Origin of the sequence: Rahnella sp. AA, assembly GCF_002834385.1 — a bacterium.
Lineage (GTDB): Bacteria > Pseudomonadota > Gammaproteobacteria > Enterobacterales > Enterobacteriaceae > Rahnella.
The window spans coordinates 133,689-146,176 of record NZ_PITQ01000006.1 but is presented as its reverse complement, the minus strand read 5'-3'; the positions used below and the strand labels follow the sequence as shown (position 1 = coordinate 146,176).

At 51.1% G+C, this 12,488-nt stretch carries 14 protein-coding genes and 1 pseudogene; 10 read left to right on the top strand and 5 right to left on the bottom strand.

Annotated features, from left to right (window positions below):
• The first annotated feature begins 208 nt into the window (after positions 1-208).
• The 6 genes and pseudogenes from CWS43_RS15780 to CWS43_RS15760 all read left to right on the top strand — a co-directional run bounded on the left by CWS43_RS15780 (position 209) and on the right by CWS43_RS15760 (position 4,413).
• Positions 209-1,705: a UbiD family decarboxylase gene (locus CWS43_RS15780; RefSeq protein ID WP_101077971.1), complete on the top strand. Its 1,497-nt coding sequence runs from the start codon at positions 209-211 to the stop codon at positions 1,703-1,705.
• Positions 1,706-1,715: 10 nt separating this feature from the next.
• Positions 1,716-2,282, top strand: a complete 567-nt coding sequence (locus CWS43_RS15775; RefSeq protein WP_101077970.1) for a UbiX family flavin prenyltransferase — start codon at positions 1,716-1,718, stop codon at positions 2,280-2,282.
• A gap of 43 nt (positions 2,283-2,325) precedes the next feature.
• Positions 2,326-3,039: a DUF554 domain-containing protein gene (locus CWS43_RS15770; RefSeq protein ID WP_101077969.1), complete on the top strand. Its 714-nt coding sequence runs from the start codon at positions 2,326-2,328 to the stop codon at positions 3,037-3,039.
• An 83-nt stretch (positions 3,040-3,122) separates the two neighbouring features.
• Positions 3,123-3,461 (top strand): LysR family transcriptional regulator, encoded by a 339-nt coding sequence (locus CWS43_RS27545; RefSeq protein ID WP_232777007.1) that lies wholly within the window; start codon positions 3,123-3,125, stop codon positions 3,459-3,461.
• Positions 3,462-3,476: 15 nt separating this feature from the next.
• Positions 3,477-3,977, top strand: a pseudogene (locus CWS43_RS27540) (LysR family transcriptional regulator substrate-binding protein); the annotation flags it as partial.
• A 115-nt stretch (positions 3,978-4,092) separates the two neighbouring features.
• A complete protein-coding gene (locus tag CWS43_RS15760; RefSeq protein ID WP_101077968.1) occupies positions 4,093-4,413 on the top strand; it encodes a multidrug efflux SMR transporter in 321 nt (106 codons plus the stop codon).
• Positions 4,414-4,491: 78 nt separating this feature from the next.
• Here the strand turns inward: CWS43_RS15760 and CWS43_RS15755 are convergent, their stop codons facing one another.
• Positions 4,492-4,713, bottom strand: coding sequence for a YdgH/BhsA/McbA-like domain containing protein (locus tag CWS43_RS15755; RefSeq protein WP_101077967.1), 222 nt, complete (start codon positions 4,711-4,713; stop codon positions 4,492-4,494).
• A 281-nt stretch (positions 4,714-4,994) separates the two neighbouring features.
• Here CWS43_RS15755 and CWS43_RS15750 point away from each other — a divergent pair, with 281 nt between their 5' ends.
• On the top strand, positions 4,995-6,338 hold the full coding sequence (locus CWS43_RS15750) for a hypothetical protein (protein ID WP_101077966.1): 1,344 nt from the start codon (positions 4,995-4,997) through the stop codon (positions 6,336-6,338).
• 31 nt (positions 6,339-6,369) lie between these two features.
• Here the strand turns inward: CWS43_RS15750 and CWS43_RS15745 are convergent, their stop codons facing one another.
• From CWS43_RS15745 to hutW, 3 genes are read right to left on the bottom strand one after another with little or no spacing between them, the layout of a single operon-like run.
• Positions 6,370-6,993, bottom strand: a complete 624-nt coding sequence (locus CWS43_RS15745; protein ID WP_101077965.1) for an NAD(P)-binding oxidoreductase — start codon at positions 6,991-6,993, stop codon at positions 6,370-6,372.
• The gene (gene hutX / locus CWS43_RS15740; protein ID WP_101077964.1) at positions 6,990-7,502 is read right to left on the bottom strand and encodes a heme utilization cystosolic carrier protein HutX; all 513 of its coding nucleotides are present in this window, start codon (positions 7,500-7,502) and stop codon (positions 6,990-6,992) included. The genes CWS43_RS15745 and hutX overlap by 4 nt, the downstream gene beginning before the upstream one ends.
• Positions 7,489-8,814, bottom strand: a complete 1,326-nt coding sequence (hutW, locus tag CWS43_RS15735; protein WP_101077963.1) for a heme anaerobic degradation radical SAM methyltransferase ChuW/HutW — start codon at positions 8,812-8,814, stop codon at positions 7,489-7,491. Before hutW ends, hutX begins: the two co-directional genes overlap by 14 nt.
• Before the next feature lie 225 nt (positions 8,815-9,039).
• On the opposite strand from hutW, the gene CWS43_RS15730 reads away from it, so the two are divergent.
• Positions 9,040-10,035, top strand: a complete 996-nt coding sequence (locus CWS43_RS15730; protein ID WP_157825403.1) for an AAA family ATPase — start codon at positions 9,040-9,042, stop codon at positions 10,033-10,035.
• Complete coding sequence (locus CWS43_RS15725) at positions 10,035-11,033, top strand: DUF4435 domain-containing protein (RefSeq protein WP_101077961.1); 999 nt, start codon at positions 10,035-10,037, stop codon at positions 11,031-11,033. Before CWS43_RS15730 ends, CWS43_RS15725 begins: the two co-directional genes overlap by 1 nt.
• 58 nt (positions 11,034-11,091) lie before the next feature.
• Here the strand turns inward: CWS43_RS15725 and CWS43_RS15720 are convergent, their stop codons facing one another.
• The gene (locus tag CWS43_RS15720; protein ID WP_101077960.1) at positions 11,092-11,796 is read right to left on the bottom strand and encodes an SDR family oxidoreductase; all 705 of its coding nucleotides are present in this window, start codon (positions 11,794-11,796) and stop codon (positions 11,092-11,094) included.
• 173 nt (positions 11,797-11,969) lie between these two features.
• On the opposite strand from CWS43_RS15720, the gene fecI reads away from it, so the two are divergent.
• Positions 11,970-12,488 carry a ferric citrate uptake sigma factor FecI gene (fecI, locus tag CWS43_RS15715; protein ID WP_101077959.1) on the top strand — a complete coding sequence of 173 codons (519 nt, stop codon included), beginning with the start codon at positions 11,970-11,972 and terminating at the stop codon, positions 12,486-12,488.

Sequence of the window (12,488 nt, the reverse complement as noted above, 5' to 3'; positions counted from 1 at the left end):
CACTCAAATTACCCCTCATTAATCCGGGAAGTTATTATTATGTGTTTTTATTTGTTAAGGGATAATTAAAATACAGATATAAACCAAAAAGGTTTAGTTGGTGAATTTAAACGGTACTTTTTGAATTTTCCTCGTGAATATATATTGACTGCGGCGGTGAAATAACAACCTCCTCTTGAATTGAATATATCCTTACCAGGAAAATAATATGTCTAAAAATGAAACCCACCCTCAAAATAATAATGTGCACGATCTCCGGTCCGCGATTAAATTTTTAGAAAGCCTGCCGGGCGAAATGGTCAGCACCGATGTGGAAGTCGATCCTCATGCGGAATTGTCCGGCGTTTACCGTTACGTCGGTGCCGGTGGTACCTGCGAACGCCCGACCCGCAAAGGCCCGGCAATGATGTTCAACACCATCAAAGGGTTTCCGGGAGTCCGTGTTGTCACTGGCCTGATGTCCACCCGTGAACGTGCCGGCTACCTCCTGAACTGTGCGCCGGAAAGACTGGGTTTTCTGCTGAAAGACTCGGTAAAAAACGCCATTGCACCGGTCGTGATTGACCGTGGCACTGCGCCATGCCAGGAAGTGACGTATCTGGCGGATGATCCGAATTTTGACCTGCGTACATTGTTGCCTGCGCCGACCAATACTGAAGAAGACGCGGGTCCGTATTTCACTATGGGCATGTGCTACGCCTCTGACCCGGAAACCAAAGAGTCCGATATCACGATTCACCGCCTGTGCATCCAGAGCCGCGACGAGCTTTCTATGTGGCTGACCCCGGGCCGCCATATTGATGCCTTCCGTGAAAAAGCCGAACGTGCGGGTAAACCGCTGCCGATTTCCATCAGTATTGGTGTAGATCCGGCGATTGAAATTGCGGCCTGCTTCGAGCCGCCAACCACGCCGCTCGGTTTCAACGAACTGAGCATTGCCGGTGCACTGCGCGGCAAAGCGGTTGAACTGACACACTGCGTATCCATCGACGAAAAAGCCATTGCGCATGCTGAGATTGTTATCGAAGGCGAACTGCTGCCCAACGTGCGCGTCCGTGAAGACCAGAATACAAATACCGGTAAAGCGATGCCTGAGTTCCCGGGTTATACCGGTGAAGCGAAAGCGGCACTGCCGGTCATTAAAGTGAAAGCCGTAACGCACCGCAGAAATCCGATTCTGCAAACCACACTTGGCCCAAGCGGTGAACACGTCAGCATGGCCGGTATTCCGACCGAAGCCAGTATTCTGGATATGATCGACCGTGCAATGCCTGGTCGCGTGCTGAATGTGCACGCTCATACTTCCGGCGGCGGCAAACTGCTGGCTGTGCTGCAATTTAAGAAAGCATCACCGGCAGATGAAGGTCGTCAGCGTCAGGCCGCATTGCTGGCGTTTGCTGCTTTTTCCGAGCTGAAGCACGTCATTCTGGTCGATGAAGATGTGGACATTTTCGATACCGACGACATTCTGTGGGCGATGCAAACCCGCTTCCAGGGCGATGTGGATATTGCGACAATCCCCGGCGTACGCTGCCATCCGCTGGATCCTTCACAAAATCCGGCGTACAGCCCGAGCATTCTGCAGGAAGGGATGTCATGCAAAACGATCTTCGACTGCACCGTTCCTTTCCATCTGAAAGCGCATTTCGAACGTTCTAAATTTAAAGAAGTTGATGTGAAGAAATTCCTGCCAGATTTTAAGTAAGGAAGTAAAAATGAGTAAACGGCGGATAATTGTCGGGATAAGCGGTGCCTCAGGGTTCCAGTACGGAATGAAGGCTCTGGAAATATTGCAGGATACGGATGTTGAAGTGCACCTGATTATCAGTAAAGGTGCCGAAGTGACGCGGAGTCTTGAAACCGATATCGAACGGCAGGATGTTATCCGGCTGGCCGATGAAGTGCATTCCATCAATAATCTTGGGGCGTCGGTGTCCAGTGGTTCTTATAAAACCATCGGGATGATTGTTGCGCCGTGCTCGATGAATACTTTGGGGTCCATTGCTCACGGGCTGACCAGTAATTTGCTGACGCGCGCGGCGGATGTCGTGTTAAAAGAGCGGCGCAGGTTAGTCTTAATGGTCAGGGAAACACCGCTGAATCTTTCACATCTGAAAAATATGCAATCGGTGACTGAAATGGGCGGGATTATTTTCCCGCCGGTTCCGGCGCTCTATCATAAGCCTGAAAGCGTGGATGACATTATTCACCACAGCGTGGCGCGGGCTCTGGATTTATTTGATCTGGATATCGCCAATATTAAGCGCTGGGGTGAAAGTTAACAGACAAATATTTATAACAATATATCAAATTTGCGGAGTAGAAATGTTAATTGGACCTATTGTTAACAGCGGTGCCATTATTATCGGCGGCCTGTTAGGGGGCTTTCTTGGCGTAAAAATGCCAGAGCGGCTGCGAACTTCGTTGCCCCAGACGTTCGGATTATGCTCAATGGCGTTGGGTATTGTACTGCTGGTCAAAATGCACAGTATGCCCGTTGTGATCCTGTCGGTTATTCTCGGCGCAGCCATTGGCGAATTGTTTTATCTCGAACGCTATATTGCCCGCCTGGGGAATATGGCCCGGGGCATTGCCTCACGTTTTGCACCTGATACCGGCATGGATCAGAGCGTATTTACGGAGAAATTCGTCGCGATTATTGTCCTGTTTTGTGCCAGCGGCACCGGGATTATCGGCGCCATGACGGAGGGAATGACACATGATCCGAATATTCTGTTTGTCAAAGCGATTATGGATCTGTTTACTGCGGCGATTTTCGCCACCGTGCTGGGCTATGCGGTCGCGCTGATTTTCATTCCGCAGTGGATTGTGCAGTTCCTTATTGCCTCGGCGGCGGTGTTTATTCTTCCGCTGACCAATGCACAAATGATGGGAGATTTTACCGCGGCGGGCGGTTTTATTATGCTGGCTGCAGGTTTTCGCATCAGCGGAATTAAATCGATTGCGGTAGGCAATTTATTACCGGCGCTGATCCTGGTGATGCCCATCTCGCACTACTGGAGCCTGTTCATTCACTGATCACTGCCTGCAAAAGCCACTTCATCATGAAGTGGCTTTTTGTATACTGGCGATGACGCGGCCTGAATGAAAGGAAGGATAAGATGGATCTCAAAAGAATGCGCTATTTCTGTACCATCGCAGAGCAGGGGTCGATCAGCAAAGCGGCGAAAGTGTTGAATATCGCACAGCCGCCGCTGGGCAAGCGCCTGCATGAACTGGAGGAGGAGGTTGGTTCACCGCTGTTTATCCGCACCAGCAAACAAATGGTGCTGACCGAGGCCGGGCGGTTTTTGTATCGCAAATCCAGTGAAATTCTCAATCAGGTCAACAGCGTGACAAAGCAGGCAATCGATATTGCCTCACAAAAGAAACGTACGGTGCGTATCGGCGTCTCCTATCTTTATCTGCGCTATTTCAATACCGTATTTCTCGATCTGTAACGCAAGAATCCGGACTGGGATCCGAACATTCTGGTGTCTGAATCCACCTATCTGGAAGAGCTGGTCATGAATAAAACGCTGGATATGGCGATGATTCAGACTCCCGCCGACGTGCGTTCTTTTTATGTACGTGAATTCGAGCCTATCAGGCTGGTCGCGGTGGTCTCCGGCGAGCTTGCGGATACGTTGCCCGACCGCACATTGTCCTTTGCGGATTTATCCGGTTTTCCGCTGATCATGCTGCACCGGATGGGCGGTGAGGGCACCTATGAAGTCCTGCTCAACCGGTTGTATGAAGAAGTGAAGGATGTGAATGTCATCATGAAAGTCTCAGAGCCGCGGCTGGTGATCGAGATGTTCCGCGACGGCCTGACGGGCGCTGCGCTGATGCCGGAATCAGAAGTCGGGGAAAGCCGCCATTTCCGTATGTTTAACATTGAACAGAAAGGTAAACTTTTCCGCCCGGCGATCATTACGCTGCATACCGAAAAGGATTCGTTTTTGCCGGGGGAGTGATTTTTGTAAACCTATGAAAGAGTGAACTATAATGTTTCACTCTTTCATGCTGACTGGACGACCAGAGACTCAGCCTTATTTGCAGGGACGACCCTGCGTGTTTTAAGGACACACTATGGCCTGGGTTTACCTGTTTTTAGCCGGAATTTTCGAAGTGGTCTGGTCTACCGCGATGAAAGAATCCCACGGATTCACCCGCCTCATCCCCAGTATTATCACCGCCGTCTTTATGTTGCTCAGCGTTATTTTACTGGCGATATCGATGAAAACCCTGCCGCTTGGCACGTCATACACCATCTGGGTGGGTATTGGCGCTATCGGCGCATTTATTCTGGGTGTCACGATGTTTGGCGAAAGCCTCAGTCCGCTGCGGGTTACCGCCGTTTTGCTGATTTTCGCGGGCGTGATTTTGCTGAAGGTTGCAACGAAAGAGTGATGGGGTAAAACGCCAAAAACAACAAAGCCGCTCTGTAACAGGAGCGGCTTTTGTTCTTAATGCTCAGACTTCAGCAAATCATTTGTATAACACAGCGGTGCCATGAATGCGGTTCTGACCACCGGCTTCGATAATTTTATAAGAGGTTGCACCGGCTGCCGCAGCTTTTGCTGCGAAGGTGGATTCCAGGCCATCCAGCGTGTTGTCGGATGCGCTAACAGTGCCGATCTGAGCCGCAAAGCTACCAAAAGAAACAGTGGCGAGTGCTGCAGCGATAACGATAGTTTTGATGGTTTTCATGATGTAATTCCTTCTCAGTGTTTGTTAGGTGAAGGCGGCTGCCTTCGATGAGAAGAAGAATAGCGCCGCTGGAGTTGGATGGATAGCGGAGTGATTTGCTGATAATTGTCAAAATATTTGAATGATATTGTATTGTACTGAACTCTCCCTTTTCGGAGGATTCTCTTGCAACCCGTCCGCCATTTTCCGCTATCCCACACCGTGTTCTGGCATACTTTCGTAATAGCTTCTGGACGTATAAAACTGAACCAGGATCCGCAGTTCCCCAAGGGAGGTAATTTATGGCGACGGAATATTATCTACGCAGGCAGCTCGAAGTAATGATGGCCGATCCTAAGAACTGGGATTACAGCTACTCAAACGAAACGGATCCGCGAAAAAGGCTGGAGTGCCTGACGCGTCATTACAACGGCCATATCCGCCAGCGTGCGGTCTTGTGTCTGGGGCTGATGAAAGAGGGTGAAGCGCTGCCTTCAATCATTAAGCGGGTGAATGACTGGGCCAGCCAGGTACGCGATGCGGCCCGTCAGAGCATCCGGCAATTTATGACTCCCGAAAGCGCCGGATGGCTTGTTGTCTGTTTGCCGGATTTCTACGCCTTGCTCAATACCCGGCGCGATAACCACGCGTTACTGGTTGATGAGATTGTCAGTTTTCTCGCCCGTCCGGAACACTGCGCGGCGTTGATGAGCGGATTAGTGTCGCCGAAAAATGACGTGGCACGGTACGCGCAGGCTCTTTTACTGGAACATCAGCTGCTGGCGGTGGATGTTATTTTTGAAAGCACGCGCAGGCATAAAAATGCCGCCGTCAGGCTGGCCGCTGCCCGTGCTTTACTGGCTCAACCTGAATCGGTCACGCAGGAAAGGCTGCTGGCGTTGTTGAAGGATCGCTACGCGCCGGTCAGACAGGCTGCGCTGAATCACGTTATTGATGAGGCCAGGGACGTGCCGGTTTCATTGTTGCTGGAGTTGCTGTGTGACAGAAATGAAGTGGTGCGAAAGCGTGCGGCGAGATTACTGATTGCGGGCGGGCAACCGGTTATTGCGCACTATCTTTCAATATTCGGCGATGAAAACCAGAAAATATCCCGGCGGCGCATCGCGCTGTCAGGGCTGGACGAGCAGAAATACGAAAATGTCCTGGCGCTGGCGGCGGATTGCCTGAAAAGCAGCAATAAAGCGCTCTGTAAAACGGCATTGCAAATCACGGTCCACGGTTTGCAGGAAGATGCCCGCGAGGTGTTACTTGAGGCGATGGCGCATCCGGCTTATCCGGTGGCGATATTCGCCTGCCGCTACTTTGTGAAGCTGAAACTGTATATCCGGTTGAGCGATATCCAGCAGAGTCAGGCGGTTGCGCCATCAGTGAAACATCAGCAACTGTATTTCTCGTTAGCCGCACGGCTTAACCGGTGGGACAGGCTGCAATTTTTGCTGATGAATGCGGAGTCTGCGGATACGGAGTTGCTGCGTCAGGCGTTGAACAACGGGTCGCATGAACAGACCCACACGTATCACGAGCCTTCCCGCGAGCAGAAAAAAGTGTTGCTGACGTTACTCAGGCAACATCCTCATATCGCACTGAAAGACCGGCCTTATCTGTTGCAGATGCTGGCGCAATAAAAGACAGATGCCCCGTTTCCGGGGCATTTTTTTAAAATCTTTCGCCATCCAGTGTGGAATCGCACAGCGCGTACACGTCGCCCCAGCCCGCGCCGGAGGACAGCAGTTGCCGGATATGCAGGGCAACGTCGGCGCGGCGGACGCGGCCATGCGCTTCAGTTTCGATAAGATGTGCCTTACCGGTTGCCTCGCCGTTCACCAGACCGCCCGGGCGTAAAATACACCACGCCAGCGTGCTGGTTTGCAGCCAGCTCTCAGCGAGTGATTTCTCACGAACTGCCTGCCCGAACGCCTGTTTTGCGCGGTCAGATAAGGTCGGCCAGCTGTTACCACAGCCGATGGACGTCACCAGCAGCATCTGACGGATCCCGGTTTTTTCAGCCGTATCCACAATCAGGCGGTTGGCGGTGTAGTCGGAGAGTTTCCCGCCCAGCGTTGACACGATTTGTGCCTCCGCGCCGGCCATCCGGCAGGCCTGCAAGACATCTTCCGGGTTCAGCGCGTCGCCCGAAATCACGGTGACGCCCGCTGCGCGCAGGGTTTTCGCCTGTTCAGGGTTGCGGATAAGCGCCACAACGGGGCGCTCCTGTGCAGAAAGGGCGACCAGTTCAGCCCCGACGCCGCTGCCAGCGCCAAAAATCAGCAAAGTCTTCAAGGATGGTTCTCTCTCTCGCTCAAAGTCGCGGGGAGGGTGCGAAATGCATTCAGCTGATCGGTCAGTAATTCACGATGGCTGTCACGCCCGACGAAAACCTTAAGCATCGCATAACCGGAAGCGTTTAAAAACCAGACACTTGCTGTGCTCATCCCCATAAATGGCCGTTCGACGAATGCAATGTGCTGGCAATTTGTTGCACGGATATGCCCGCTCATTCCCTGTTTACCGCGCAGGTTGAAATACCCGTGGCGATGCGTGCCTGTGGGCAATTCACCGTGAAATTCGAGGATCAGATCCTCATTATTCACCAGCGTCGTGACGTCGCCCCATTGTGTGATGTCGTCCCAGACGGTGTCGAAGTGAGTGCCAGCAAACAGATAACTTCCCGGCAAATTCTGAATCACGTTCAGCGGCGTGGTGGCGTATTCGCGGGCGATATCCTCGACGGTGCCGTCGGGCTGCGTGGCTAAGAAGTCGATCAGGGATTGAAGGTTATCCGTGTGCATGGGAATCATTCCGTAAAGTCAGTTGAGGGATAAGTGTTTGTAATGCCTGCAACATATTGCTGGCCCAGAAACGGCCGGCAGGCGTCAGGCTAAAACGCGGGCCTTCGCTGTGCATCAGGCCGCACTCTTGCCACTGTTGCAGCAGCGGTTCAATCGGGAAGGGATCCTCGACGATGCGGCTCAGATCATAACGGCCAGCCTCTATACCGCCCTGTAAATCCAGCCGCCAGCGGTGTTCACCGGTCGTTGCGGCGGTCATCATCATGATCGGTTTTTGCCCGGCGTCGAGCTGTTGATAATAAGCGTCCAGGTTGCGCATCGTCATATAAGACTGCCCGCCAAGATTGCCGCCCGCGCCGCTGCCGAAAGCCAGACAGTCTGCGCCTTTTTTGATCAGCAGATTATAGAGATTGCGTTCGCGGGTGGTGCGCGCCCAGTGGCTGTTGCTGATCTGATGCCAGCCGTCACGCGCCAGAAACGCTTCGCCTTCCAGATAGAAATCTCGGCGCATACTGACGTCGGGCAGGGTGACGCGGTTGTTCTCGACCGCTTTGCCCAGCGGCGTGGACGGCAGCAGATTCAGCGCATAAAGATCGACACCGTCAAGCGGCAGGTCGCGGACAATCTGTAAATCTTCCAGCCACGACGCGCGGGTCTGTTCCGGCAGGCCAAACATCAGATCACAGACCACTGCTGCGCGGTCACGCTCTCCCAGCTTACGCAGAAAATTAATGGCTTCGTCGCGGTCGGCGCGGCGTCCCATTCGCTGGCGGATACGCGTGTCAAAGGTCTGAATACCGACGGAAAAACGGTTAGCGCCGGCCTCCAGACAGGCATCAATGCGTTCGTCATCAAAATTCAGGATGCGGCCTTCTACCGTGATTTCACAATCCGGCGCCAGCGGCAAACTGCGGCGTAACGTCACAATAATCCGGTGTAACTGCCGGGCGCTGAGCGCCGTCGGGGTACCGCCCCCAAAATATACGGCGTGGATGGGGGCCGACTGATGCAAGGGCGAGCTGGCTTCCTGCTCGATTTCCCTGATCAGATAATCACAGTATTTTTCGGTTGCCTCTTCTTCCAGTTTGTTCTGGTAGAAACCACAGAATTTACAGTGCGTTGCGCAAAAAGGGATATGCAGATAGACCAGACGTTTATTGGCCGGGAGTGTTCGCAGGCAAAGTGCATGCCATTGCGCAGGAACATCTTGCGGGGCGACGGGCTGCTGGGGCCGCCAGGGCATCACCGCCCAGCGGTCCGGAAACGGCAGGCCCTGTGCCGCTGCATAAAAGCGCGTGAGGTCTAAGCTCATGGGGGTCTTCTTCTCCTGAAGAAACAATCATTATCGCTTATTAAACGATAATGATTATCATTCGATCAAACCCTACCCGCGCTTTCGATGATCTGTATCAAGTTAAGAAATTGCGTAATGCCGCGCAAATCTTCCCATTCATTGCAGGGGCCGGTGCTCTGCCTCTGTCGTCCGTCCCTTCAATGACTTACACTGAGCCTATAAATCTGCGATGGAATAATGAACATGCACCCTACACTCAAGACACTAAAAATTGAGAGGCTTTTTGGCCACAAAGATATCGAGCTGCATTTTAATGATGTCACTGTTTTGGTGGGCAAAAATGGCCTGGGTAAAACGACGCTACTAAAGATTTTGCATGCGCTGTTGATGCGTCAATCTTGTGCAGAAATCAGCAATTGCCTTAATGCAACACTTACTTTCTCAGATAATGAGACGATAGACTTTCGTAAAAAGCCATTATCATTTACGGATGCCGACGGTATTGAAAAAAAGATACCTGAAGATATTGATGATCATCTCTATGAATTATCAGAGAACAATTCAATGCATGACATTCCTGAGGGAACTGTAGGTTATAATAATTTCGAGAGCAAAATTGAGATAGTCAATAAAACATACTTATATTCTATCTTGCGTGAATTTCTGAATTCTAAGTTCACTTTATCCGACAATAAAAAATATTTTCTGAACGCAGTAGCAAAGATCAACTTCATTTCCACCATCAACATGAGCGCCAACTCTCAGCAAGTTTTAACGGGGAGCGATGGCCGTCAGAGGAATTTCCTTGATTGGGAAATAGAAAAAGAAATAGCAGATTTGGTGAAAACACCGAAAGGAAAATTCACCCTTTTATTCCTGAAGGAATTAAATCGTCATTTTTCTGACAGCGGTAAGAAGGTACAAATCACAGAAGGCCTTAAAGTCATTACCTCTGATTCAAAAAATCCCCTCCCGATCAGCAAGCTCTCTTCCGGTGAGCGCCAGTTGCTGTACATCATGGCGAAGGTTGCCAATACTAAAAGCAGCCCGGCATTTCTTTTAATGGATGAGCCGGAAATTTCTCTTCACCTGAACTGGCAGGAAAAACTTATCGACAGCATTAAAACGCTGAATCCAAACTGCCAGATTGTCATCGTGACACACAGCCCGGCTATCATTATGGATGGATACATGGATTCTTACGTTGATATGGAAAGCATCGTGACGGGAGGAAAGTAATGTCTGATTTTTCAAGGATGATTGGCTCACCTGCGTTTATCAGAGCCTATAGCAGCATTCAGAGTGGTCAGACAATGGGCAATATTTTCGTGGAGAACCCAACTGATATTCCGTTCTGGCAACATGTGGTCAATGCGGTAGAGGCTTCACGCTATAAAGTCAGGCCAATCGCGAAAGAAAAGGCTGCAGGGAAGCGGACATTACAGAAGCGTTATGCAGAGCTTAATCAGGAATTTCTGGTTGCAGTTGACAGCGACTATGATTATCTGTGCCCGGAGCGCCATGACCATGCTGTTCAGCTAAACGAAAACCCTTTTATTTTGCATACATATTGTTATTCGAGAGAAAGTTTTCAATGTTGCCATCTTTCTGTCGAGTCAATTACTGATATTCTCTACTACCATGAAGCGTTGCCATCAGAAATTCTCGAAGCGCTGACTCAGTATTCACGCTGTATTTATCCTGCATTGTGCGCGTTTGCATATTTGCACAATCAGAATTGGCAGAAATACGGCGAGGATTTGTTCAAAGATGCGTTAACAACAGAGGCTGCGGCTTGTCTGATTGATGATGAGCTACGAATTAATGGGGATCTTCTGACTCGCTTAAAAACCAGGATAGATGAATATTGCCAATCTTTAATGAACGATATTACAGACCGGGTCACATTCGAAGACTTCAAAGCAGAGTTGAACAGAAAAGGTATAACAGAAGATAACGCATATATGTTTATTAATGGGCACTGTCTTCAAAATACAGTCGTGAAACCTATGCTGGAAAAGATGGTGGCTGTGACCAAAAGAGCTGAGAAAGCCAGCATTGATGACATGTATCCTGAACCCGAAAGACGCGCGACCAAAAGACAAAAAATGAACGAAATTGACAACTACTATAAAAATGAACGCCACCTGTCGACGCTTCTCTCAACCGGACATGCATTTTGCCGCCATGCTTTTTTTGATCAGATTATTGAAAAACTAAGAGCTCTGTCTCACTGATCCAACTCCCTGCAAACTTAAAAGCTCAGATCCTCTGAGCTTTTATCTCCACAGATTCTTATCGCTTTGCTTTATCCCGGCGCGGCCTGACGGCGATGTCTGTAATTTGCGTATCGTCGCTGGCGCTGACCACCAGACGCACGGCGGCGGCCACGGATTCTGGCGTGCTGTATTCGCGTGGGTCAATGGTGTCAAAGTTGCCCTGGCTTTCGCGGGTTTTGCGGTTCATCGGTGTGTCCGTAGGCCCCGGTGCGACGGTGGAGACACGCACGCCGTGCTCCGTTTCTTCCTGCCTTAGCGCATGGGCAACTGCGCTCAGCGCAAATTTTGAGGCGCAATACACTGTGTTCCCGCCTTCCGCTTTCGTGCCCGATCCCGAGCCGATAAACACCACCTGGCCTTCCTGTTTTCTCAAGGCCGGTAACGCCAGACGGGTGAATTCCGCCGGTGCAAAAACGTTGATGGAAAACTGCTTTTGCCAGTCTTCCGGCGCCGCCTGTTCAAGGCGCAGCGGTTTGGAGATCGCCGCAGAATGCACCAGCACATCAATCGCCGGTAATTCGCGGACAAACTGCTCAATGGCGTTGAAATCCAGCAGATCGATTTCAACCGCCTCCACATTTTCAACCAGCCGCAGCGCAATCAGGCTGTCTTTATTCCGGCCAAGGGCATAAACCCGATGGTCGCGTGCCAGATTATGAACGATGGCCAGCCCGATACCGCTGGTTCCGCCGGTGACGATGGCGACAGGGAGTGAACTCATGATGTTTTCCTTGTGGTTTTTATGCAGGCTAACATCCGGCGCAAGTGTGATCGATGCACTTAATTGGCTTAGCTTTTACCGCAGATGGGAAAGCGAATGATTCTCGATTGTAATGATAACTATTATCAATTATCATCCGATTGTGAATTTCTGGTCTGGTTATGTAACTGTCTATGTCCGCAAACGTTGCCGTCACCCCGGTTCGCGCCTTTGAAGCGCTTTACAGCACGCATCACCGCTGGCTGAAAAACTGGCTCCAGTTCAAACTGGGGTCTGCCAGTGACGCAGACGATCTGGCGCAGGACACGTTCATGCGCGTCCTTACCGGTGATACGGTGCAGGAAATTCGTGAACCCAAATCCTTTCTCTGCACGATTGCCCGGCGCGTAATGGTGGATTTTTTCCGCCGCAATGCGCTGGAACGTGCTTATCTCGACATGCTGGCGCTGATGCCGGAAGAGCATATGCCGTCGCCGGAACAGCGACAATGTCTGCTCGAAACTTTGCAGCAAATCGATGCAATGCTCGACGGGTTGGGCGAGAAAGTGCGCCAGGCATTCCTGCTGTCACAGCTTGAGGGGCTGACGTATCCGGTGATTGCGCAGCGTCTGGGCGTTTCGGTCAGCTCGGTCAAAAAGTACATGGCGAAAGCCACCGAGCACTGCCTGCTGTTCAGCCTGGAACAGGGCTGA